Source organism: Pseudoduganella namucuonensis (assembly GCF_900116645.1).
Taxonomy (GTDB): Bacteria; Pseudomonadota; Gammaproteobacteria; order Burkholderiales; family Burkholderiaceae_D; genus Rugamonas; species Rugamonas namucuonensis.
The window spans coordinates 20518-42308 of record NZ_FPBO01000028.1 but is presented as its reverse complement, the minus strand read 5'-3'; the positions used below and the strand labels follow the sequence as shown (position 1 = coordinate 42308).

Genomic DNA, 21791 nt, shown 5'->3' with positions numbered 1-21791 from the left:
AAAAAGGAGGGCGGAAACAAAAAAAGCCGCCCATGGCAGCTTGTTTGTCGCGTGTCGCGTGACACTGGCGTCCCCACGGGGATTCGAACCCCGGTACTCACCGTGAAAGGGTGATGTCCTAGGCCTCTAGACGATGGGGACCAAGGAACTTCCGTTGAAACCGCTCGTTCCGCGCGAATGGTGGAGGTAAGCGGGATCGAACCGCTGACCTCTTGCATGCCATGCAAGCGCTCTCCCAGCTGAGCTATACCCCCCGGGCGCAGAACATTTACTTCCACTTCTACTTCTACTGCCACTACGAAACCTTGGCGTCCCCACGGGGATTCGAACCCCGGTACTCACCGTGAAAGGGTGATGTCCTAGGCCTCTAGACGATGGGGACCGCGAACCGACCGTATTCTGCGCGATGGTGGAGGTAAGCGGGATCGAACCGCTGACCTCTTGCATGCCATGCAAGCGCTCTCCCAGCTGAGCTATACCCCCTCTGGCGCAGAACATTTACTTCTACTGCTACTTCCACTTCTACCGCCACTACGAAACCTTGGCGTCCCCACGGGGATTCGAACCCCGGTACTCACCGTGAAAGGGTGATGTCCTAGGCCTCTAGACGATGGGGACCCTGAACCTACCGTACCGCACTGTCCGCGCTATGGTGGAGGTAAGCGGGATCGAACCGCTGACCTCTTGCATGCCATGCAAGCGCTCTCCCAGCTGAGCTATACCCCCTCTGGCGCAGACAAAATAAAAGCCGCTCCCGGGCGACTTTTGTTACCACCACTTGCTCGCTATCCCGGCGCACCGGAACTACAACCAATCAGCACAACAAAACGTACAACCTGGCGTCCCCACGGGGATTCGAACCCCGGTACTCACCGTGAAAGGGTGATGTCCTAGGCCTCTAGACGATGGGGACCGTGGACTGCTTTTACTTCTTACTTTTCACTACAACTTCGGCATTTCTTCTCAAACTTGGTGGAGGTAAGCGGGATCGAACCGCTGACCTCTTGCATGCCATGCAAGCGCTCTCCCAGCTGAGCTATACCCCCGTTTGCGAAGAAACAGGAGTATAGCAGAGGCTCCACAGAATGCAAATACTGGATTGCAACTTTGCGAAAAAATCAGAGGGTTTTACAGATATTTCGCCACACGGGCCGCAACAGTGGCGCGGCCGAAGATCTGCAGCACCGCGTCGATGGCCGGGGTTTGCAGCTGGCCGGTGACGATCAGGCGCAGCGGCATGGCGATCTGCGGCATCTTCAAGCCATTGGCCGCCAGCACTTCCTTCAGCATCGCGGCGATCGCCTCCTTGGTCCACTCCACCGTCTGGACGCGCTCGGCGAACAGCGCCAGCGCCGGCTTGACGGCGTCGGTCAGGTGCTGCGCCAGCAAGGCCGCGTCCGGTTGCGGCTCGCGGAAGAACAGCATGGCCGCGTCCGCCAGTTCGTTGGTGGTGTTGGCGCGCTCCTTCATCAAGCCCAGCACGGTGGCCAGGTCCGGCGCGCCGTCGAAGACCGCGCCCGCCTCCAGCATGCGCGGCTTGACCAGCTCGCCCAGGCGGCCGTTGTCGGCCTGCTTGATCCAGTGGTTGTTCAGCCAGGCCAGCTTTTCGTTGTTGAACTGGGCGGCCGACGCGGTCAGGTGCTCCAGGTTGAACCACTCACAGAACTGCGCCATCGAGAACACCTCGTCGTCGCCGTGGCTCCAGCCCAGGCGCGCCAGGTAGTTCAGCATCGCCTCCGGCAGGAAGCCCTGGGCCGGGTATTCCATCACGCTGACGGCGCCGTGGCGCTTGGACAGCTTCTGGCCGTCCGGACCGAGGATCATCGGCAGGTGGCCGTACTCCGGCAGCGGGGCGCCGATGGCGCGCAGGATGTTGATCTGGCGCGGGGTGTTGTTGACGTGGTCGTCGCCGCGCAGCACGTGGGTGATCTTCATGTCCCAGTCGTCCACCGCGACGCAGAAGTTATAGGTCGGCGTGCCGTCCGGGCGGGCGATCACCAGGTCGTCCAGTTCCTTGTTGGCGATGGTGATGGCGCCCTTGACGACGTCGTTCCACGTCACCTCGCCATCGAGCGGATTCTTGAAACGCACCACCGGCTTGCGGTCGGCCGGCACCGGCGGCAGGGTCTTGCCCTGCTCCGGGCGCCAGGTGCCGTCGTAGCGCGGCTTGTCGCCGGCGGCGCGCATGCGCTCGCGCATCGCTTCCACTTCCTCGGGCGACGAGTAGCACAGGTAGGCCGTGCCCTCTTGCAGCATCTGCGCCACCACCTCGCGGTAGCGGTCCATGCGCTGCATCTGGTAGAACGGGCCCTCGTCGTGGTCCAGACCCAGCCACTTCATGCCGTCGATGATGGCCTGCACCGCTTCCGGCGTCGAGCGCTCCACGTCGGTGTCCTCGATGCGCAGCACGAAGGTGCCGCCGAAGTGGCGCGCGTAGGCCCAGGAATACAGCGCCGTGCGGGCGCCGCCCAGGTGGAGGAAGCCGGTCGGGCTGGGAGCGAAGCGGGTGCGGACGGGAGTTGCGGTGGTCATGGAGTGTCGGAGCGTATGAGGTAAAACGGCTATTTTACCGCGTTGCGCCACCGATCCGAAGCGAGCTGAGCCCCGTTTGGGGGCGGCCGGGGACGCCGAGTCCCAAATGGGGCTCAGCTCGCTGCTTCGGCGTACTTATTTGACCGTGACGTTGATGGTCTTGCTCAGGCCGCTGCCGTAGGACTGGTGCGCGCCGTTGGCGAATTGCATGGTGAGCTTGTATTTGCCGGGCGGCAGGGTGACGTCGGTTTCGGTCTGCCCCTTGCCGAAGTGCAGGTGCTTGTCGTCGAAGGGGATGGACTCGCCGGCCTTCAGGCTGTCGCCATTGATGATGAGGTGGTGGTGGCCGGTGTTGGCCGCCATCTCGCCGGCCGGCTTCACGTCCATGCCGCTGACGGCGAATTTGACCTTGAACGGGCTGGTGACGGTGGCGCCGTCGGCCGGCTCCGTGAAGGAAACCGATTGGGCCGATGCGGAGAACGCCGCCAGGCCGAGTACTGCGGAGAGAACAAATTTCATGGTGTCGCCTTTCATGAGTTATAAAAGCGACACCATTATGCCCGACCTGGCTGATCAGTCGTTTTTGATTACGATGCTGGGGAACTTGCTGGTCATGTCCTTGGCCTTCTCCGCCACCTTGATCGCGATCTTGCGCGCGATCTGCCTGTAGACCGCCGCCACCGGACCGTCCGGATCGGCCACCACGGTGGGCTTGCCGGAATCGGTCTGCTCGCGGATCGCCATCGTCAGCGGCAGCGCGCCCAGGAACTCGGCGTTGAAGTCGGCGCACATCTTTTCGCCGCCACCATGGCCGAAGATCGCCTCCTGATGGCCGCAATTGGAGCAAATATGCGTGCTCATGTTCTCAACCACGCCCAAAATCGGGATGCCGACCTTCTCGAACATCTTCAGGCCCTTGCGCGCGTCCAGCAGCGCGATGTCCTGCGGCGTGGTGACGATGACGGCGCCCGTCACCGGCACTTTCTGCGACAAAGTCAGCTGGATGTCGCCCGTACCCGGCGGCATGTCGACCACCAGGTAGTCCAGGTCGCGCCAGTTGGTCTGCTCCAGCAGCTGCTGCAGCGCCTGGGTCACCATCGGGCCGCGCCACACCATGGGCTCGTCCGGATCGATCATGAAGCCGATCGACGACACTTGCACGCCGTGGTTTTCCAGCGGCTCCATGGTCTTGCCGTCCTTGGTTTCCGGACGGCCGCTGATGCCCAGCATCATGGGCTGCGACGGGCCGTAGATGTCCGCGTCCAGCACGCCGACCGAGGCGCCCTCGGCCGCCAGCGCCAGCGCCAGGTTGACGGCGGTGGTCGACTTGCCGACGCCGCCCTTGCCGGAGGCGACCGCGATGATGTTCTTCACGTTCGGCATCAGCTTCAGGCCGCGCTGCACCGTGTGCGAAATGATCTTGCTGTATACATTAGCGGAGACCTTGCCCGCGCCCGGCAGCGCCTGCACGGCGGCGGTCACGCTGGCGCGGATGGCGTCGAACTGGCTCTTGGCCGGATAGCCCAGTTCGATATCGAAGGAAATGTCGGCGCCCTCCACCCTCAGGTTGCGGACCGCCTTGGCGCTGCAGAAATCCTTGCCGGTGTTCGGGTCTGTTACTTGCGACAATGCCGCTTTGACGTCTTCTACTGTGATGCTCATGTGAATCTCCGTGTGTGATCCCGAAGTCTAGCGCAAAATTGACTGAAAAACAGCGCGGCCGCCACGGCCCCGGTGCGCAGAGGCGGCCAGCGCTGGTAAAATGCTCTTTTTCCCACCAACAAAGCGCATCAACCATGACCCGCAAGCTGTTCGTCACCACCGCCCTGCCCTACGCCAACGCTGCCTTCCACATCGGCCACATGATGGAGTACATCCAGGCCGACATCTGGGTCCGCTATCAGCGCATGCAGCGCGACGGCGCGAACGGGGAAAATAAGCAGCGCGAGGTGCACTTCGTGGGCGCGGACGACACGCACGGCACGCCGATCATGATCGCGGCGGAGAAGGAAGGCATCACGCCGCAGGAATTCGTGGCCAAGATCGCCGCCGGCCGCGCCCAGTACCTGGACGGCTTCCACATCGCCTTCGACAACTGGTATTCGACCGACTCGCCGGAAAACGTGGAGCTGTCGCAAGGCATCTACCGCAAGCTGCGCGACGCCGGCCTGATCGCCACCAAGGTGGTGGACCGCTTTTTCGACCCGGTCAAGGGCATGTTCCTGGCCGACCGCAACATCAAGGGCGAATGCCCGAAATGCGGCGCCAAGGACCAGTACGGCGACAACTGCGAGGTGTGCGGCGCGGCCTACCAGCCGACCGAACTGGTGAACCCGTTCTCCGTGTTCACCAACGCCACGCCGATCCTGAAGCCGTCCGAGCAGTACTTCTTCAAGCTGTCCGACCCGCGCTGCTTCGAATTCCTGCGCGACTGGCTGAACACGCCCGGCCGCCTGCAGCCGGAAATGGTCAACAAGGTCAGCGAATGGCTGGGCGAGGCCGGCGAGAAGCTGGCCGACTGGGACATTTCGCGCGACGCGCCTTACTTCGGCATCCCGATTCCCGACGCGCCGGGCAAGTTCTTCTATGTGTGGCTGGACGCGCCGGTCGGCTACCTGGCCAGCCTGAAGAACTACTGCGGCAAGAAAGGCATCGATTTCGACGCGCTGCTGAACGATCCGGCCACCGAGCAGATCCACTTCATCGGCAAGGACATCGTGTCCTTCCACCTGCTGTTCTGGCCCGCGATGCTGCAATTCGCCGGCCATCCGGTCATCGACAAGCTGAAAGTGAACGTGCACGGCCACCTGACCGTGAACAATGAAAAGATGTCCAAGTCGCGCGGCACCGGCATTTCGCCGCTGCGCTACCTGAACCTGGGCATGAATCCCGAATGGCTGCGCTACTACATCGCCTTCAAGCTGAACTCCAAGGTGGAAGACCTGGACTTCACCGGCGACGACTTCGTGGCCCGCGTCAATTCCGACCTGATCGGCAAATACGTCAACATCGCCAGCCGCTGCGCCGGCTTCATCGCCAAGAAGTTCGACGGCAAGCTGGCCGCCGGCCTGTCGGACAGCGCCATGGGCTGGATCAAGCGCGCCCTGACCAACGCCGAGGGCGCCGAACGCCAGGCCAGCATCGCCGCCAACTTCGACAACCGCGAATTCGGCAAGGCGCTGCGCGAGATCATGGAGATCGCCGACGTCACCAACCAGTACGTGGACGAGAACAAGCCATGGGTGCTGGCCAAGGACGAATCGAAATCCGCCGAGCTGCACGAGGTCTGCACCACCGCGCTGATCCTGTTCCGCCAGCTGACCATCCTGCTGTCGCCGGTGCTGCCCGGCGTGGCCGCCAACGTGGCCAAGTTCCTCAACGACGAGCAGATGGTGTGGGCCGACACGGAACTTTCCACCGGCGCCGTGTTCCAACCCATGCTGAGCCGCGGCATCGGCGCCTACACCCACCTGATGACCCGCGTGGACGCGAAGATGATCGAGGAACTGTTCGACGCCCCGTCGCAAATCGCCGCGGCCGGCGCCGCGCCGGCGGTGGCGGCCAAGCCGGCTCCCGCCGCGAAAGCCGCGCCGCTGGCGCCATTGGCCGCCAATGAGGGCGTGGAGGAATTGGCGCCCGAGATTAAAATCGACGATTTCGCGAAAGTCGATTTGCGCATCGCCAAAATCGTCAATTGCGAACACGTGGACGGCTCGGATAAATTGCTGCGCCTGACCCTGGACGCCGGCGAAAGCCGTCACCGCAATGTATTCTCCGGCATTAAATCGATGTACCAGCCGGAAGACCTGATCGGGAAATTGACGGTGCTGGTGGCGAACCTGGCGCCGCGTAAAATGAAATTCGGTATTTCGGAAGGGATGGTATTGGCCGGCTCCGCCGCCGATGAAAAAGCCAATCCAGGCATTTACATCCTGAATCCGTGGCCGGGCGCCGAGCCGGGCATGCGCATACGCTAAGCGCGCCATTAAAGGATCCGCATGAACATCGTGGTACGGGAAGCGACGGATGACGATGCCAGGTTAATTGCCGACCTCACGCGCGCCGCGTGGGCCGGCAAGGTGAATGTCACTTCCAGTGGCCACCGTGAAACCGCCGTGATCGTCCTGCAGCATTTGCGGGACGGCGGCGGTTTTATTTTATTGGTGGACGATGAACCTGTGGGATCGGTGCGCTGGCTGCCTTTGGACGCCGAGCCGGATGTATGGGAAATACTGCGCATGGGCGTATTGCCCGCCTATCGCGGCAACAATATCTCCCAGCATTTATTGGAAGCGGTGATCCATCACGGATTGGAAGCGGGGATACGGGAATTGCGCATAGCCGTGCGCGGCGACCAGCCGCAGCTGATCGGTTTTTACAACGCTTATGAATTCGAATTGGCGGAAGAGCTGGAATACACCCACGCCAACCCACTGGAACCCGCCCCCTTCGTCATGCGGCGGCAATTAAGGCACTAGCGGGCACTTTCGGCTTCAATGGATCCGTTGGTTTATCCTGGCATCCCGCCAGGATCACGGCCAGCGCGATCAACGCCATTTTCACGGTAGGCATAGCGTCCTCCTCTTTTACCCCACCTTAACAAAAACACCCCCTGCCCGGCGCACGCCTGCCCGGATCACGCCAGTTTCTGGCGTGATCAGACCAATATCTGGCATGAAACGGGCGAAAAAGCGCCCCGCGCTGGGCCACGCGACGCTTTTCAGGTACGGCGGGAGGAAACGACTATGCCGCCGACAATCAGCAGGAAGGCGGCCGCGTGATATAAACGCGGCGCCTCGCCGAGAAAGGCGGACGATAACAATGCCGCGAACAGCGGCGTCAAATTACTGAAGAACGCCGCCACGCTGGGACCGGCGCGTTGCACGCCCGCGCCCCAACAGCGGAAAGCGATGACGGCCGGACCAATGGCCACATAGGCCAACGCCGCGATCAAAGTCCAGCTCCAATAAATATGCCGCTCCGCCATCGCCCATTCACCGGCGGCGAACAAGCCGGACCAGGCCGCGCCGAATCCCACTTGAGCCAGCAGGAAACTGGCCCAATTCGCGCGCAGGCTCGCGGGTTCGCTTGAGCGGGTCAATAACCAGCTATATAAAGACCAGGCGATGGTGGCCAATATCATGAACATATCGCCCGCCACCAGCCGCAATTCGAGCAGGTGATTCAATTCCCCTCGCACCAATACCAGCACCACGCCGGCGATCGATAATATGGCCCCGAATATCTGCTGTCGCGTCACGGCGGCGCCGAAAAACATCCAGCCGGTCAGCATCATCCAGACCGGCATGCCGGCGGCCACCAGGGTCACGTTAATCGGCGTGGAAGTTTGCAAAGCCAGATATTGCAAGGCGTTATACATGCCCACGCCCAGCAGGCCCAGCAGGGAATAGCGTTTCCAGTACTGCCATAATCCGCTGTCGCGGCGGAATACCGGGCCCGCCAGCGGCAGCAATATCAACAAGGCGATAATCCAGCGCAGGAAATTGAGGGTAAGCGGCGGCACCATTTCGTGCACCATGCGGCCGACGATGGCATTGCCGGCCCACAGCAGGGGCGCCAGCGTCAATAAAAAGGCGGTATAGGGATTCATGGCGACCCATTCTACCGGCATCGCAAAATGCCTGCCGAGCCCCCAAAAAAAAGCGCCCCCGGGGAGGCGCCAAGAAAGACAGGCTGAAGATGCCCGTCTTTGGAGAAAGTCAGTGTGCATCGGTGAAAGCGCCTGAAACAAGCCGCACCACCGGCATTGCTTCCGCGTTCTTTCTGATACCCGCGACCGAGATGCAGAATACGGCACGCGCGCCGCCGCGAGATCAGCACGGCGATATACATGTGGTCGGTTTAGCAATAGCTCAGCGACTTGTGGAAGGATGGCAACAACCCGCCGGCGTGCTTGTAAATGACGTTGCCACGAGTAAAATGGCACGGTCAATATTGCCTGGCGACCAACATGGAACTCATTCAACGACCGATATTCCTGTCCGCGATCGCGCTGGCGGCCGTGCTCGCCCCCGCCGTTTCCAGTGCGCAGGCCACCAATGTGCAGGTCTACGGCATCGTGGACATGTATCTCGGCCGTTCCGCCACCAGCGGCACGCCCGGCGTCCATGTCGCCAACAGCGGCGGCATGACCACCTCCTTCTGGGGTTTGGGCGGCACAGAGAGCCTGGGCGGCGGCCGCTCCATGACCTTCGCCGTCGAGGGCTTCATGCGCGCCGACACCGGCGAGGGCGGCCGCACCGCCGGCGAGGCCATGTTCTCGCGCGCCGCCTACGTGGGCATGAACGACAGCTGGGGCTCGGTCAAGTTCGGCCGCATCCCCAGCCCCTTGTTCCAGGCCACCGGCGCGCTGAACCCCTTCGGCTTCTCCACCCGCTTCGCCCCGCTGATGACGCAGATGTGGATCGCCCCCTACGGCAGCGCCGTCGCCGGCGACTCCGGCTGGAGCAACGCCATCCATTACACCTCGCCCACGGTGGGCGGTTTCAACCTGGTCGGCCAGGTCGGCCTGGGCGAGACCCCGGGCAACAGCTCGAACAACAACGCCATCGTGGTGCTGAAATACACCGGCGCCGCGCTGTCCTACGCGCTGGCCGCGCAGGAGATCAAGAACGGCCTGAACGTGACGGCCGCCGCGCCCAGCCAGCGCACCCGCTTCGCCGGCGCGTCCTACGACCTGAAAGCGGTGAAGCTGTACGCCAGCTACGACAGGAACAAGACCGAGCTCAGCGGCCGCGACACGCGCATGCTGCACGCGGGCGCCGCCATTCCGCACGGCGCGGGCCGCTGGATGCTGGGCTGGGCGCGCGCCAAGGAGCGCACGGCGGTCCGGGCGCCGTTCCGCCGCGACACCGCCAGCGCCGGTTACGACTACAACCTGTCGCTGCGCACCGACCTCTACGCGGTGGCCGTGTACGACAAACTGGGCACCGCCGGCAGCGGCAACACGGTGGCCACCGGCATCCGCCACCGTTTCTGAAGCCCCCGCCTAGATCAGAACCCACCGCCGGCGCTCCCGGCGGGGTAAAATAGACGTTGCTCTTTTTTACGCTTCCCATCGATATGAAATTATCCAAACAACACAGCATGTACGAGTCGGACCACACCCTGTTCATCAAGTCGCTGCGCGAACAGAAGCCGGGCCTGGAACAACGCCAGCGCGAAGGCCGCTCCCTCCTGTGGGACAAGGAACCGACCGCGCTGTCCGAGCAGGACCGCGTGCGCGCCTCGACGGTGAAACAGCAGGCCTACGTCTACCAGAACAAGCTGTAACAGTCCCCTAGCATGTCGCACGGGCCAGTGGCGAACGACGCGGACGCGGACCTCGCCGTCGCCGTCGCAGACGTGGCGCCCCCCGGGGCGCAGGCCGGGGCCGATGGCGCGGTCGCGGCCGACGGCGCCGCCTTGGCGCGCCTGTACGGCGAGCCCCTGCTGCGCATGCCCACCGACCTCTACATCCCGCCGGACGCGCTGGAAATCTTCCTCGAGGCGTTCGAGGGACCGCTGGACCTGCTGCTGTACCTGATCCGCAAGCAGAACTTCAACATCCTCGACATTCCGATGGCGCAGGTCACCCTGCAATACCTGAAGTACGTCGACCAGATCCGCCTGTCCAACCTGGAACTGGCGGCCGAATACCTGCTGATGGCGGCGATGCTGATCGAGATCAAGTCGCGCATGCTGCTGCCGCAGCGCCAGTCCGAGATCGAGGTCGAGGCCGGCGACCCGCGCGCCGAGCTGGTGCGGCGGCTGCTGGAGTACGAGCAGATCAAGCTGGCCGCCTACGACCTGAACACCATCCCGCAAGTGGACCGCGACTTCGTCCGCACCCAGATCTTCATCGAGCAAAGCCTGCAGCCGACCTGGCCGGACGTGGTTCCGGCCGACCTGCAGGCGGCCTGGCTGGACGTGATGAAGCGCGCCAAGCTGGTCCAGCACCACAAGATCAGCCGCGAGGAGCTGTCCGTGCGCGAGCACATGACGGCCATCCTGCGCAAGCTGCAATCGATGCGCTTCATCGAGTTCGGCGAGCTGTTCGACGTGGCCGGCGGGCCGCCGGTGGTGGTGGTCAACTTCGTCGCCATGCTGGAGCTGGCCAAAGAGACGCTGATCGAAATAACCCAGGCCGAGCCGTTCGCGCCCATCTATGTACGGCTGGCCTATTCCCCGGCTTGACCATTCCGAGAAAACAACCATGAAAATCATCTCCTCCATCCAAGAACTGCGCGACCAGCTCAGCGGCCAACTGCGGACGGCCTTCGTGCCGACCATGGGCAACCTGCACGAGGGCCACCTGTCCCTGATGCGCCTGGCGCGCAAGCACGGCGACCCGGTGGTGGCCTCCATCTTCGTCAACCGCCTGCAGTTCGGCCCGAACGAGGACTTCGAGAAATACCCGCGCACCTTCCAGGCCGACGTCGAAAAGCTGGAGAAGGAAGGCGTGTACGTGCTGTTCGCGCCGACCGAGAAGGACATGTACCCGGAGCCGCAGGAATACCGCGTGCAGCCGCCGGACGGCCTGGGCAACACGCTGGAGGGCGAGTTCCGGCCCGGCTTCTTCGGCGGCGTGTGCACCGTCGTGACCAAGCTGTTCTCGTGCGTGCAGCCGCGCGTGGCCGTGTTCGGCAAGAAGGACTACCAGCAGCTGATGATCGTGCGCAACATGGCGCGCCAGCTGGGCATGCCGACCGAGATCATCGCGGCCGAGACCTACCGCGCCGAGGACGGGCTGGCGCTATCGTCGCGCAATATGTACCTGTCCGAGACCGAGCGCGCCGAGGCGCCGGCGCTGTTCCAGACCCTCAATTTCGTCGCCAATGAAATGCGCGCCGGCCACCTGGACATCTTCCAGCTCGAGCACAAGGCGATGGACGACCTGGCCAAGCGCGGCTGGAAGCCGGACTACATCTCCATCCGCAAGCGCAACGACCTGCAACCGCCGTCGGCCGGCGACCTCGCGCAAGGCAGCGAGCTGGTCGTGCTCGCCGCCGCCAAGCTCGGCACCACCCGCCTGATCGACAACCTCGAAATCTAATCCGCCAACGACTGTTGCCGCCAACACATCGGTGTCAGGCGCGACATTCGGACAAATCGCGCGCATAGCGCACAAAATGTCCGAATGTCGCGCCTGACACCGATGTTTTTTTGATAAGGTGGTTAGCCGGCGATGGTTTGGGTCCAGGCGAGCGCGGCGAGGTGGGCCTGGTTGACCTCGGCCGGGCTGAGGTTCACGGCGGCGGCCAGCGAGGAGACCAGGGCGCTGTTGAGCTCGCAGGCCTCGGCCAGCGCCAGGTAGGGGCCGTATTTGCCGGAGCGCGTCAGCAGCGCGGCGACCACGTCGTCCGACAGCTGGATGCTGGACAGCACTTCCTCCATCGGGATGCCCAGCAGCCGGTCCAGCAGGGAGAACATGCCGGCCACGAAGATGTTTTCGGCGTCGGCCTTGCCCAGCGCCTTTGCGCCCAGCAATTCGGCCAGGCGGCCCCGCACCACGGCCGTTTCCAGCAGCACCGGCGAGTAGCCGCTGCTGCTGGCCGTCGCCAGCAGCAAGGTCAGCCAGCGATACAGCGGGGCGTAGCCCAGCATGGAGATGGCCTGGCGCAGCGAGGTGATCTCGCGCCCCGTGCCGAAGCCGGCCGAGTTGATGTAGCGCAGCAGCTGGTAGGAGACCGCCGCGTCGCGCTTGAGCACGTCCTCGATCTGCTTGATCTCGGCGTTCGCGTTGACCATCTGCATCAGCTGCATGATGATGGCCTGCGCCGTGTTCATGCCCTTGTTGTCGGCGCCGGGACGCGGCGTCAGGTGCAGCTTGCCGACGAAGGCGTCCAGCCCCAGCGCGGCGCAGGCGTCGAAGTCGTTCCAGGTGGACACCGGCCGCCCGATCATGCGCAGGGTCGAGGCCTTCAGCGCGGCGTAGGCGCGCGCCTGGCTGGCCACGTCGGCGCCCGTGAATTTCACCTCGACGTAGGAGCAGATGGTGCCGAGCCGGCTGCCGACGCGCGCCAGGTCGGCCTCGCGCAGCAGGATGCCGACCCCGCCCACCCGCAGCGCCTGCACGGCGGCCAGCGTGTCGGGGTTGGCCAGCATCGACGCCTTGATCGACAGCACCGTGTGCTCGGGCGGCATGTTGTGCAGCGCGTCGGTGGACAGCATGCCGGGCACCGCCTCCAGGAACAGCGTCTTGCTGCGCAGCAGCCAGCCGCCCTCCTCGTTCTGCACGTTGGCGGCGACGAAGCCGACCAGGTCCTCGAGCTCGGCCAGCGTGGGCGCGGCCGCGCCCAGGCGCTGCCAGCACAGCTCGTAGCCGACCACGCGCTGCCGCGGATCGAGCAGCGGCTCGCGGACAAGGAAATTGGTTTGATGCATGGGTGTGGTCGCTATAAATGAAAAGGCCGGCGCACGCGCCGGCCCGTGCTATCAGGCTGCAGATCAGCACGCGTCCGCCGCCGGCCGCGCGCGGGGCGCCGGCCGGGCGGCCTCGTCAAGCGCCGAGTTTTTCGAAGATCTTGTTCAGCTTCTCGTCCAGCGTGGCGGCCGTGAAGGGCTTGACCACGTAGCCGTTGGCGCCGGCCTGCGCCGCCGCGATGATGTTTTCCTTCTTCGCCTCGGCCGTCACCATCAGCACCGGCAGCTTGGCCAGCGCGGGGTCGGCGCGGATGTTTTGCAACATGGTCAGGCCGTCCATGTTCGGCATGTTCCAGTCGGATACCACGAAATCGAACTGCTCCGCGCGCAGCTTGGCCAGTGCCATCACGCCGTCCTCGGCTTCGTCCACGTTGGCGTAACCCAGTTCTTTCAACAGATTCCGGACGATGCGGCGCATCGTCGAAAAATCGTCAACAACTAAAAATTTCATCTTTGGATCAGCCATGAATTACTCCGTTGATTCTCTTACGCGGTTGTTAATAGTGTTTATAAGCACCAGCTCTTTGTAGGATAGCATTTTCGTTGCTCTTAGGCGAACAAAGTAGCAGTAATACGTCACTCTAGACCCGCAGCGCGCGCGCGCCGTGGGTGGCCAGGTGGCCCAGCACCATGCCCGGCAGCGACTGCAGCGGGCCCACCTCGTGCGTGCCGCCGACCGCGATCGCCTCGCGCGGCATGCCGAACACCACGCAGCTGGCCTCGTCCTGGGCGAAATTATACGCGCCCGCGTTCTTCATCTCCAGCATGCCGGCCGCGCCGTCCTTGCCCATGCCGGTCAGGATAACACCGACCGCGTTCTTGCCGGCGTATTGCGCGGCTGAACGGAACAACACGTCCACCGACGGCCGGTGCCGGTTGACCGGCTCGCCCTGGTCGATCTTGGTCATGTAGTTGGCGCCGCTGCGGGTCAGGGTCAGGTGCGAGTGGCCGGGGGCGATGTAGGCGTGGCCGGGCAGCACCCGCTCGTTGCCGGCCGCCTCCATCACGGCGATCTTGCACAGCGAGTCCAGGCGCTTGGCGAAGGAGCGCGTGAAGCCCTCGGGCATGTGCTGGGTGATCAGGATGCCGGGGCAGTCGGACGGCATCTGCATCAGGAATTCGCGGATCGCCTCGGTGCCGCCGGTGGAGGCGCCGATGATGATCAGCTTCTCGGACGACATCAAGGGGTTGCGCAGCTGCGGCAGCTGGCCCTGGCCCTCGGCGCCGGCCTGCGGCAGCGTGCGGGCGCGGATGCGCGCCTTGGCGGCGGCGCGGATCTTATCGGCGATCAGCTCGGCGTACTCGCGCATGCCGCTCTGGATCGAGATCTTCGGCTTGGTGACGAAATCGACGGCGCCCAGCTCCAGCGCGCGCATGGTGATCTCGGAGCCGCGCTCGGTCAGCGAGGACACCATCACCACCGGCATGGGCCGCAGCCGCATCAGCTTTTCCAGGAAGTCGAGGCCGTCCATTTTCGGCATCTCCACGTCCAGCGTCAGCACGTCGGGGTTGGTCTGCTTGATCAGTTCGCGCGCCACCAGCGGGTCCGGCGCCACGCCCACCACCTGCATGTCGGGCTGGCTGTTGATGATTTCGGTCATCACGCTGCGGATCAGCGCGGAGTCGTCTACGATCAGGACTTTGGTCTTCATGATAAAACTGCTTTCCGGCCTTTCGAGCCTTTCTGGTTATCGGGTCAACAAAGGCGTCAGAACAGCTCCACTTCGCCCGCCACCGGCTGTTTCTTCAGGCGGCTGGCGTATTCGATCTCGCGCTTGGCCAGCGTGTCGTTGTGCGACTGCATCAGCTTCTTGACCAGCACCTTGCCGGTGCGCGGGAAGAAATACACCTTGCGCGGGTAGATGTCGTTCAAGTCCTCGGCCACGATGCGGATCTTCTCGTTGCGCAGGAAGCTTTGCACGAAGGCGGCGTTGCGCTCGCCCACGTTGATGGCGGTGAAGCCCTTGAGCACCGCGCCGCCGCCGAACACCTTGGCCTCCATGTTCTCGCGCCGCGCGCCGGCCTTGAGCAGGTCGTTGATCAGGATCTCCATCGCGTAGGTGCCGTAGCGCGCCGAGGCCGACACCGGGCTGCCGTCGCCGCCGCCGTCGGGCAGCATGAAGTGGTTCATGCCGCCCAGGCCCGTGACCCGGTCGCGGATGCAGGCCGACACGCAGGACCCCAGCACCGTCACGATCAGCATGTCCTTGTTGGTGAAGTAGTACTCGCCGGGCAGGATCTTGGCCGCGTCGCAGTCGAAGGTCCGGTCGTAATAGACATTGGTGGCAAATTGTTCTAAGTCCATGGCGTGCTTTCACTCGTTACGACGACACTTTTTGGCCCGCGCCACGGCGTTCGTCCAGCTCGTACACGGTCTTGCCGCGCAGTTTCAAGGAATCCGACACGTACAGGAAGTTCTCGGAATGGCCGGCGAACAGCAGCGCGTCCGGTTTCATCAGGGGGACGAAACGGGACAGTATTTTACGCTGCGTCGCCTTGTCGAAGTAAATCATCACGTTGCGGCAGAAGATCACGTCGAACGGGCCGCTCACCGGCCACTGGTCGCCCAGCAGGTTGAGCTGCTTGAAGGTGATCATCTGGCGCAGCTCGGGCCGCACGCGCGCGTAGCCCTCCTTGTCGCCCTTCCCTTTCAGGAAAAAGCGGCGCTGCCGCTCGGGCGACATCTTCTCCAGCCGGTCCATGCCGTACACGCCGGTGGCGGCGGTGGCCAGCACGTTGGTGTCGATGTCGGTGGCGACGATGGTGGCCGGCGGCGTCATGGTGTTGAACGCCTCGCACAGGGTCATGGCGATCGAGTACGGCTCCTCGCCGGTGGAGGCGGCCGAGCACCAGATGGTGATCTGCTCGCCGCGCCGGTGCCGCACATGCTCGGCCAGCAGCGGAAAGTGGTGCGCCTCGCGGAAGAAGGAGGTCAGGTTGGTGGTCAGCGCGTTGGTGAAGGACTCCCATTCGTCGCCCAGGCGTCCGCCCTCCAGTTCGTCCAGGTACTGCACGAAGCTGGTGATGCCGGTGGCGCGCAGGCGCCGCGCCAGGCGGCTGTAGACCATTTCCTGCTTGCTGTCGGCCAGCGAGATGCCGGCCCGCTTGTAGATCAGGCCACGGACCCTTTCGAAGTCCCTGGCGTTGAAGTCGAACTCTTTGACGGAGTCTTTAGATTGCGGCATTTGTTAAGTCCTATTCATACAACCCGGAACAATGCCGACATCGCGCGCCGGCCGTCCCCGCGCGGGCGGGGACGGCGCGGCGACTAATATCAGAACTCTTCCCACTCGTCCGTCGGGGCCGCGGTGGCCAGTTTCTTCGGCGCGGCCTTCGGCGCCGCCTGGCGCGTGGCCACGGCGGTGCGCGGGGCCGGCGCCGGCGCGCGCGGCGCCGGCGCGGGCGCCGGGGCGGCCCTGCGCGCCGCGCCCATCGCGTCGCCGGCCAGTTTGAAGATGCTGACCGCCTCCGCCAGTTTCTGCGCCTGCTCCTGCATGCTCTCGGCGGCGGCCGCCGCCTCCTCCACCAGCGCGGCGTTCTGCTGCGTCATCTCGTCCATCTGGGTGATGGCCTGGTTGACCTCCTCGATGCCGTTGCTCTGCTCCTGCGTGGCGGCCGTGATCTCGCCCATGATATCAGCGACCTGCTTGATCGAGGTGACGATCAGTTCCATGGTCTGGCCGGCCTCGTCGACCAGGCGCGAACCGGCGTCGACCTTGTCGACCGAGTCGCCGATCAGCTCCTTGATCTCCTTGGCGGCGCCGGCCGAGCGCTGCGCCAGGTTGCGCACCTCGGCCGCCACCACCGCGAAGCCGCGGCCCTGCTCGCCGGCGCGCGCCGCCTCCACCGCGGCGTTCAGCGCCAGGATGTTGGTCTGGAACGCGATGCCGTCGATCACGCCGATGATGTCGACGATCTTGCTGGACGAGGCCTTGATCGAGCCCATGGTGTCGACCACCTGCGACACCACGCTGCCGCCCTTGACCGCCACCGACGACGCCGACACCGCCAGCTGGTTGGCCTGGCGCGCGTTGTCCGCGTTCTGCTTCACGGTCGAGGTCAGCTCCTCCATCGAGGAGGCGGTCTCCTCCAGCGAGCTGGCCTGCGACTCGGTGCGCGAGGACAGGTCGGCGTTGCCGGAGGCGATTTCCTGCGAGGCCACGGTGATGGTCTCGGTGCTGGTGCGCACGTCGGACACGGTGCGCACCAGGCTGTCGTTCATGTCCTTCAGCGCCTGCAGCAGTTCGCTGGTCTCGTCGCGGCCCTCGACCTCGACCTGCGAGGTCAGCTCGCCGCCGGCCACCTTCTGCGCCACCGCCACCGCGCCGGCCAGCGGCTTGGTGATGGAGCGGGTGATGATCAGCGCGCCCAGCACGCCCAGCGCCACCGCCACCGCGCCCAGCGTCATCAGGATCATCATCAGGCGGGTGTCGGCCGAGACCGAGCCCTCCAGCACGTCGTGGGCCGCCTTCTGCTGCATGTCCACCAGCGAGTTGAGCGCCGCCAGCGTCCGCTGGTTCAGCGGGTCGATGCGGCTGGCGATGACCTTGGCCGCGCCCTCCGAGTTGAACGCCAGCACCTGGCCGATGGCCTCCTTGAAGGCCACGTCCACGTCCTTGTCCAGCGCCGCGATGTCGGCCAGGATCTTCTTCTCCGGTTCGTGCAGGCCCAGGCTTTGCAGCTTGTCGCGCGCCGCCTCGTAGCGCTTGCGCTGGTCCTTGACCTTGGCCTCCTCCTTCTGCATCAGGCTCACGTCCGACTGCAGCCCGATGTTGCGCATCGCGATGCCGGTCTCCAGCATCGCGCTCTTCATGGCGCCCGCCTGCAGGTTCTTGGCGGTGGTCAGTTCCAGGCCGGCGCGCAGCTCGCCCTTGTTGCGGTAGTTCAGCACGTTGGTCAAGAACACCATCGCGACCAGGATCAACAGGATGCTGCCGAAACCGATGCCGAGGCGTGTGCCGATTTTGAAGTCGCGTAAGTTCATCTCGTGTCCCCCTTGTTTGCTTTGCCCCGGCGGCGCGCCCCTCTTGGTGTGGCGTCGCCGTCCGGGCGTCCCTGCTTGTTGTTGTTATTGAATCAGGCGGCCAGCTTGTCGATCAGGCCCATCTCCGGGCTGGACATCAGCTTGTCGATGTCGACCAGGATCAGCATGCGCTCGTCGATGGTGCCCAGGCCGATCATGTACTCGGTGGAGAAGGCGGTGCCCATCTCCGGCGCCGGCTTGACCTGGTCGGGCGTGAGCGTGGTCACGTCCGACACCGAGTCCACCACCATGCCCACCACGCGGCCGTTGATGTTGAGGATGATGACCACGGTGAACTGGTCGTACACCGGCTCGCCCAGCTTGAACTTGATGCGCATGTCCACCACCGGGATGATGATGCCGCGCAGGTTGATCACGCCCTTGATGAACTCGGGGGCGTTGGCAATGCGGGTCACCGCCTCGTAGCCGCGGATTTCCTGCACCTTCAGGATGTCGATCCCGTACTCCTCTTTGCCCAGCGTGAACGCCAGGAATTCGCGGCCGGCGATGTCGTGGTTGCCGGCGTTCTGGATAGCGTCTGACATATGGTTACCCTACCTTCCAACTAGTATCATGAAAAAATGGATTCGTCCGCCAGCTGGCGGGACGAGCGTATCAGCGCCGCGACGTCCAGGATCAGCGACACGCCGCCGTCGCCCAGGATGGTGGCGCCGGAGATGCCCGCCACCTTGCGGTAATTCGATTCCAGGTTCTTGACCACCACCTGCTGCTGCCCGACCAGGTCGTCGATGAACAGGGCCGCCTTGCGGCCGTCCGTCTCGAGGATGACGACGATGCCCTCGGACGGGTCGGTGAAGCGCGGCGCGATCTCGAACATCTGGTACAGCGGGATCAGCGGCAGGTATTCGCCGCGCACCTTGATCACCTTGCCCTTGCCGGAGATTTCCTTCACGTCGTCCGGCGCCGGCTGCATCGACTCGATCACGAAGCCCAGCGGCAGGATGTAGATCTCCTCGCCGACCCGGATCGACATGCCGTCCAGGATCGCCAGGGTCAGCGGCAGCGAGATCGAGATCGTGGTGCCGAAACCCTTGGCCGAGCGGATGTCGACCGAGCCGCCCATGGCCGCGATGTTGCGCTTGACCACGTCCATGCCCACGCCGCGGCCGGACACGTCGGTCACGGTCTCGGCGGTCGAGAAGCCGGGCGCGAAGATCAGCTGCCACACCTCGGCGTCGGCCATGTTGTCCGACACCGCCAGCCCGTTCTGCCTGGCCTTGGCCAGTATCCTCTCACGATTCAGGCCGCCGCCGTCGTCCGATACCTCGATGATGATGTTGCCGCCCTGGTGGCTGGCCGACAGGAACAGGCGGCCGGCGTCGGTCTTGCCGGCGGCGCGCCGCACCTCCGGCATCTCGATGCCGTGGTCGATGCTGTTGCGCACCAGGTGCGTCAGCGGGTCGACGATGCGCTCGATCAGGCCCTTGTCCAGCTCCGTGGCGGCGCCGTTGGTGATGAAGTCGACCTTCTTGCCCAGCTTGGCGGCCAGGTCGCGCACCATGCGCGGGAAGCGCGAGAACACGAAGTCCATCGGCATCATGCGGATCGACATCACCGCCTCCTGCAGGTCGCGCGTGTTGCGGGTCAGCTGGCTGACGCTGTTGAGCAGGCGCTCGTGCACCATCGGGTCCAGCGTGTCGACGCGCTGCTCGATCATGGCCTGCGTGATCACCAGCTCGCCCACCAGGTTGATCAGCTGGTCCACCTTCTCGATCGAGACGCGGATCGACGACGACTCCGCGCCGGCGGCGGCGGCGGGCTTGTCGCCCTCCTTGCGCACCACGGCGGCGGCCTTCTTTTCCTCCTCCACCGGCGCGGCGGCCGGCGCCGGCTCGTCCTTGATGCCGGCCTTGGCGCGGATCTGCTCGACCGGCTCGAAGAAGCCGTAGCCGCGCGCCTCGTCCGAGCCCCCGGCCGCCTCGGCGCGGATCTGCTCCAGCGGCTGGAAGAAGCCGTAGCCGGGGTCCCCGCCGACGGCGGCGCCGGCCGACGGTTCGACCGGGTCGAAGAAGCCGTAGCCCTGCGCGGCCTCGACGCGGCTGCGCTCCGCGCTTTCGCGCGCGGCCTGGGTCGGCGTCAGCGCCGGCAGTTCGGACACCTTCATGTCCTCCGGATCGAGGACGAAGGAGCAGATCGAATTGATGTCGTCCAGGCTTTCATGCGTGGTGACGACGATGGCGGTGCGCCCGCCGTCCAGCGGCGTTGTCGACACGTTGCCCAGCAGGCCCAGCTCGGCCGCCAGCGCCATCACCTCGCGCTGGTCCATTTGCGGCAGCTCCAGGCGGTAGCGGCGCCCGCCGCTGTGGTCCACCGTGTTCTCCGGGATGGTCTGGAAGGCCGGCGCCATGTGCGCCATGGCAGCCACCTCCTCCTGCGACAGCGACTGCAGCATCATGCGCACGTTCGCCACCGCGTCCTGGTCCACGGCCGCGCCCAGGCGGTGGCCGTCCAGCTGCATCTTGAGGATGTCCTTGGCCGCCAGGAAGGCGTCCACGTGCTCGGAGGTCAGCGGCATCTCGCCCTTGCGGATGCGGTCCAGCAGCGTCTCCAGGATGTGGGTCACCTCGGTCATGTCGTTCAGGCCGAACGTGCCGGCGCCGCCCTTGACGGAATGGGCGGTGCGGAAGATCGCGTTCAGATCCTCCTCGGTCGGCGCGGCGAGATCGACCGCCAGCAGCAGCCTTTCCATTTCAGCCAGCAGCTCCTCGGCCTCGTCGAAGAAGACCTGGTAGAACTGGCTAATGTCGATGGTCATGGCGCGACTCCATCATTTGCTAAACACATGGCAGCCCCTCAGCCGATGACCTTTTTGACGACCTCGATGAGCCGCTGCGGATCGAAAGGCTTGACCAGCCAGCCATTGGCGCCGGCGGCGCGGCCCTTGGCTTTCATTTCGTCGGACGATTCGGTGGTCAGCATCAGGATCGGCACCTTCTGATAGCTGGGCAGTTCACGCAGGTGCTTGATCAGCTGCAGGCCGTCCATGCGCGGCATGTTCTGGTCGGTCAGCACCAGGTCCACGGTCTGCGTCTTGGCTTTTTCCAGCCCATCCTGGCCGTCAACCGCCTCCACCACCTGGTAGCCCGCCGCTTTCAGGCTGAACGCCACCATCTGGCGCAGGGAGCTGGAGTCGTCAACTGCAAGTATTGTTTTGGCCATCGTTTTCTCACTCTATCAAATGGGGCGACCCGCCCCGCATTACATTAAGTTGCCGCGGCGAGTCCAGCCTAGAACAGCTCGATATCGCCACTTTCCAGATGTTTCTGGCTCACCGCCTTGCGCAGCACGCTGCGCAGCTCCAGGCTTTGGATGGCCAGCGCCATGCTGACCTTGCCCAGCAATTCCACTATCTCGTCGTTGTCGCTGTCGGGCACCATCTCGGCGCCGTGCGCGCCCAGCGTGCCGAGGAACTCGCGCAGCCCGGTCACCCGCTTCAGGGTGCGGTCGATCAGCTGGCTCGTCATGTCCTGGAACTGCATGCTCGTCACGGCCGCGTTGACATAGGTGCCGACCTGCTCGGACAGCGCCTCCAGCTGCGCCTTCTGCTCGGCGCTGGGGGTGCCGCCGGCCAGCAGCAGGTTGATGGCGGCCTGCTGCGCGTTGACCGTCTCGTGGATGGCCATGAAATTGCGCGACAGCTTGTCGATCGCCTCCTCCAGCAGCAGGTTGGTCTGGATCAGGTCCGTTTCCACTTCCGTGAGGTGCTTGCGCCCGTGGTCCGACACGCCGGACAGCAGGCGCTTCACATGGGACCCCAGGATCTTTTTTCTCGTCATATCAGTCTCGTATC

Annotated in this window: 20 protein-coding genes and 8 tRNA genes; 6 read left to right on the top strand and 22 right to left on the bottom strand. The window is 64.4% G+C overall.

Annotation, left to right across the window (positions count from 1 at the left end; genetic code table 11):
- Positions 1-65: 65 nt before the first annotated feature.
- From BM436_RS24765 to apbC, 11 genes are all read right to left on the bottom strand, one after another.
- Positions 66-141, bottom strand: a tRNA-Glu gene (locus BM436_RS24765).
- 37 nt (positions 142-178) lie between these two features.
- A tRNA-Ala gene (locus BM436_RS24760) sits at positions 179-254 on the bottom strand.
- Positions 255-306: 52 nt separating this feature from the next.
- A tRNA-Glu gene (locus BM436_RS24755) sits at positions 307-382 on the bottom strand.
- A 25-nt stretch (positions 383-407) separates the two neighbouring features.
- Positions 408-483 (bottom strand) — tRNA-Ala (locus tag BM436_RS24750).
- Between the two features lie 59 nt (positions 484-542).
- Positions 543-618, bottom strand: a tRNA-Glu gene (locus BM436_RS24745).
- Between the two features lie 32 nt (positions 619-650).
- Positions 651-726, bottom strand: a tRNA-Ala gene (locus BM436_RS24740).
- 111 nt (positions 727-837) lie between these two features.
- Positions 838-913 (bottom strand) — tRNA-Glu (locus BM436_RS24735).
- Between the two features lie 57 nt (positions 914-970).
- Positions 971-1046, bottom strand: a tRNA-Ala gene (locus BM436_RS24730).
- Positions 1047-1128: 82 nt separating this feature from the next.
- Positions 1129-2532 carry a glutamate--tRNA ligase gene (gene gltX / locus BM436_RS24725; RefSeq protein ID WP_093558206.1) on the bottom strand — a complete coding sequence of 468 codons (1404 nt, stop codon included), beginning with the start codon at positions 2530-2532 and terminating at the stop codon, positions 1129-1131.
- Positions 2533-2667: 135 nt separating this feature from the next.
- The gene (locus tag BM436_RS24720; protein WP_093558269.1) at positions 2668-3051 is read right to left on the bottom strand and encodes a DUF4399 domain-containing protein; all 384 of its coding nucleotides are present in this window, start codon (positions 3049-3051) and stop codon (positions 2668-2670) included.
- 54 nt (positions 3052-3105) lie between these two features.
- A complete protein-coding gene (apbC, locus tag BM436_RS24715; RefSeq protein ID WP_093558205.1) occupies positions 3106-4194 on the bottom strand; it encodes an iron-sulfur cluster carrier protein ApbC in 1089 nt (362 codons plus the stop codon).
- 134 nt (positions 4195-4328) lie between these two features.
- On the opposite strand from apbC, the gene metG reads away from it, so the two are divergent.
- The gene (metG, locus tag BM436_RS24710; RefSeq protein WP_093558204.1) at positions 4329-6509 is read left to right on the top strand and encodes a methionine--tRNA ligase; all 2181 of its coding nucleotides are present in this window, start codon (positions 4329-4331) and stop codon (positions 6507-6509) included.
- A 21-nt stretch (positions 6510-6530) separates the two neighbouring features.
- Complete coding sequence (locus tag BM436_RS24705; RefSeq protein ID WP_093558203.1) at positions 6531-7010, top strand: GNAT family N-acetyltransferase; 480 nt, start codon at positions 6531-6533, stop codon at positions 7008-7010.
- A 242-nt stretch (positions 7011-7252) separates the two neighbouring features.
- Here BM436_RS24705 and BM436_RS24700 read toward each other — a convergent pair whose 3' ends face one another.
- Positions 7253-8143: a DMT family transporter gene (locus BM436_RS24700; RefSeq protein WP_093558268.1), complete on the bottom strand. Its 891-nt coding sequence runs from the start codon at positions 8141-8143 to the stop codon at positions 7253-7255.
- A gap of 360 nt (positions 8144-8503) precedes the next feature.
- Here BM436_RS24700 and BM436_RS24695 point away from each other — a divergent pair, with 360 nt between their 5' ends.
- The 4 genes from BM436_RS24695 (at position 8504) to panC (ending at position 11587) form a co-directional block, all read left to right on the top strand.
- Positions 8504-9532, top strand: coding sequence for a porin (locus tag BM436_RS24695; RefSeq protein ID WP_177307480.1), 1029 nt, complete (start codon positions 8504-8506; stop codon positions 9530-9532).
- A gap of 83 nt (positions 9533-9615) precedes the next feature.
- Positions 9616-9825, top strand: a complete 210-nt coding sequence (locus BM436_RS24690; protein WP_093558201.1) for a DUF3460 family protein — start codon at positions 9616-9618, stop codon at positions 9823-9825.
- A gap of 12 nt (positions 9826-9837) precedes the next feature.
- Positions 9838-10728, top strand: a complete 891-nt coding sequence (locus BM436_RS24685; protein ID WP_093558200.1) for a segregation and condensation protein A — start codon at positions 9838-9840, stop codon at positions 10726-10728.
- A gap of 19 nt (positions 10729-10747) precedes the next feature.
- On the top strand, positions 10748-11587 hold the full coding sequence (panC, locus tag BM436_RS24680; protein ID WP_093558199.1) for a pantoate--beta-alanine ligase: 840 nt from the start codon (positions 10748-10750) through the stop codon (positions 11585-11587).
- Between the two features lie 122 nt (positions 11588-11709).
- On the opposite strand, the gene BM436_RS24675 is transcribed toward panC, so the two are convergent.
- From BM436_RS24675 to BM436_RS24630, 10 genes are all read right to left on the bottom strand, one after another.
- A complete protein-coding gene (locus tag BM436_RS24675) occupies positions 11710-12918 on the bottom strand; it encodes an EAL and HDOD domain-containing protein (protein WP_093558198.1) in 1209 nt (402 codons plus the stop codon).
- 115 nt (positions 12919-13033) lie between these two features.
- Positions 13034-13423: a chemotaxis response regulator CheY gene (cheY, locus tag BM436_RS24670; protein WP_028104141.1), complete on the bottom strand. Its 390-nt coding sequence runs from the start codon at positions 13421-13423 to the stop codon at positions 13034-13036.
- Positions 13424-13538: 115 nt separating this feature from the next.
- The gene (locus BM436_RS24665) at positions 13539-14609 is read right to left on the bottom strand and encodes a protein-glutamate methylesterase/protein-glutamine glutaminase (protein ID WP_093558197.1); all 1071 of its coding nucleotides are present in this window, start codon (positions 14607-14609) and stop codon (positions 13539-13541) included.
- Positions 14610-14665: 56 nt separating this feature from the next.
- The gene (gene cheD, locus BM436_RS24660; protein ID WP_093558196.1) at positions 14666-15262 is read right to left on the bottom strand and encodes a chemoreceptor glutamine deamidase CheD; all 597 of its coding nucleotides are present in this window, start codon (positions 15260-15262) and stop codon (positions 14666-14668) included.
- Positions 15263-15278: 16 nt separating this feature from the next.
- A complete protein-coding gene (locus BM436_RS24655; protein WP_093558195.1) occupies positions 15279-16142 on the bottom strand; it encodes a CheR family methyltransferase in 864 nt (287 codons plus the stop codon).
- 89 nt (positions 16143-16231) lie between these two features.
- A complete protein-coding gene (locus tag BM436_RS24650; protein ID WP_093558194.1) occupies positions 16232-17941 on the bottom strand; it encodes a methyl-accepting chemotaxis protein in 1710 nt (569 codons plus the stop codon).
- A gap of 92 nt (positions 17942-18033) precedes the next feature.
- The gene (locus BM436_RS24645) at positions 18034-18525 is read right to left on the bottom strand and encodes a chemotaxis protein CheW (protein WP_093558193.1); all 492 of its coding nucleotides are present in this window, start codon (positions 18523-18525) and stop codon (positions 18034-18036) included.
- Positions 18526-18551: 26 nt separating this feature from the next.
- Positions 18552-20756, bottom strand: coding sequence for a chemotaxis protein CheA (cheA, locus tag BM436_RS24640; RefSeq protein WP_093558192.1), 2205 nt, complete (start codon positions 20754-20756; stop codon positions 18552-18554).
- A gap of 38 nt (positions 20757-20794) precedes the next feature.
- Positions 20795-21160, bottom strand: coding sequence for a response regulator (locus BM436_RS24635; RefSeq protein ID WP_093558191.1), 366 nt, complete (start codon positions 21158-21160; stop codon positions 20795-20797).
- Positions 21161-21228: 68 nt separating this feature from the next.
- Positions 21229-21777 carry a chemotaxis protein gene (locus BM436_RS24630; RefSeq protein ID WP_093558190.1) on the bottom strand — a complete coding sequence of 183 codons (549 nt, stop codon included), beginning with the start codon at positions 21775-21777 and terminating at the stop codon, positions 21229-21231.
- Positions 21778-21791 lie beyond the last annotated feature (14 nt).

What these genes read in the sequence shown, in the direction of transcription:
- gltX (WP_093558206.1), bottom strand. Translation starts at nt 2,532, where the DNA reads ATGACCACCGCAACTCCCGTCCGCACCCGCTTCGCTCCCAGCCCGACC.
- BM436_RS24720 (WP_093558269.1), bottom strand. Translation starts at nt 3,051, where the DNA reads ATGAAATTTGTTCTCTCCGCAGTACTCGGCCTGGCGGCGTTCTCCGCA.
- apbC (WP_093558205.1), bottom strand. Translation starts at nt 4,194, where the DNA reads ATGAGCATCACAGTAGAAGACGTCAAAGCGGCATTGTCGCAAGTAACA.
- metG (WP_093558204.1), top strand. Translation starts at nt 4,329, where the DNA reads ATGACCCGCAAGCTGTTCGTCACCACCGCCCTGCCCTACGCCAACGCT.
- BM436_RS24705 (WP_093558203.1), top strand. Translation starts at nt 6,531, where the DNA reads ATGAACATCGTGGTACGGGAAGCGACGGATGACGATGCCAGGTTAATT.
- BM436_RS24700 (WP_093558268.1), bottom strand. Translation starts at nt 8,143, where the DNA reads ATGAATCCCTATACCGCCTTTTTATTGACGCTGGCGCCCCTGCTGTGG.
- BM436_RS24695 (WP_177307480.1), top strand. Translation starts at nt 8,504, where the DNA reads ATGGAACTCATTCAACGACCGATATTCCTGTCCGCGATCGCGCTGGCG.
- BM436_RS24690 (WP_093558201.1), top strand. Translation starts at nt 9,616, where the DNA reads ATGAAATTATCCAAACAACACAGCATGTACGAGTCGGACCACACCCTG.
- BM436_RS24685 (WP_093558200.1), top strand. Translation starts at nt 9,838, where the DNA reads ATGTCGCACGGGCCAGTGGCGAACGACGCGGACGCGGACCTCGCCGTC.
- panC (WP_093558199.1), top strand. Translation starts at nt 10,748, where the DNA reads ATGAAAATCATCTCCTCCATCCAAGAACTGCGCGACCAGCTCAGCGGC.
- BM436_RS24675 (WP_093558198.1), bottom strand. Translation starts at nt 12,918, where the DNA reads ATGCATCAAACCAATTTCCTTGTCCGCGAGCCGCTGCTCGATCCGCGG.
- cheY (WP_028104141.1), bottom strand. Translation starts at nt 13,423, where the DNA reads ATGGCTGATCCAAAGATGAAATTTTTAGTTGTTGACGATTTTTCGACG.
- BM436_RS24665 (WP_093558197.1), bottom strand. Translation starts at nt 14,609, where the DNA reads ATGAAGACCAAAGTCCTGATCGTAGACGACTCCGCGCTGATCCGCAGC.
- cheD (WP_093558196.1), bottom strand. Translation starts at nt 15,262, where the DNA reads ATGGACTTAGAACAATTTGCCACCAATGTCTATTACGACCGGACCTTC.
- BM436_RS24655 (WP_093558195.1), bottom strand. Translation starts at nt 16,142, where the DNA reads ATGCCGCAATCTAAAGACTCCGTCAAAGAGTTCGACTTCAACGCCAGG.
- BM436_RS24650 (WP_093558194.1), bottom strand. Translation starts at nt 17,941, where the DNA reads ATGAACTTACGCGACTTCAAAATCGGCACACGCCTCGGCATCGGTTTC.
- BM436_RS24645 (WP_093558193.1), bottom strand. Translation starts at nt 18,525, where the DNA reads ATGTCAGACGCTATCCAGAACGCCGGCAACCACGACATCGCCGGCCGC.
- cheA (WP_093558192.1), bottom strand. Translation starts at nt 20,756, where the DNA reads ATGACCATCGACATTAGCCAGTTCTACCAGGTCTTCTTCGACGAGGCC.
- BM436_RS24635 (WP_093558191.1), bottom strand. Translation starts at nt 21,160, where the DNA reads ATGGCCAAAACAATACTTGCAGTTGACGACTCCAGCTCCCTGCGCCAG.
- BM436_RS24630 (WP_093558190.1), bottom strand. Translation starts at nt 21,777, where the DNA reads ATGACGAGAAAAAAGATCCTGGGGTCCCATGTGAAGCGCCTGCTGTCC.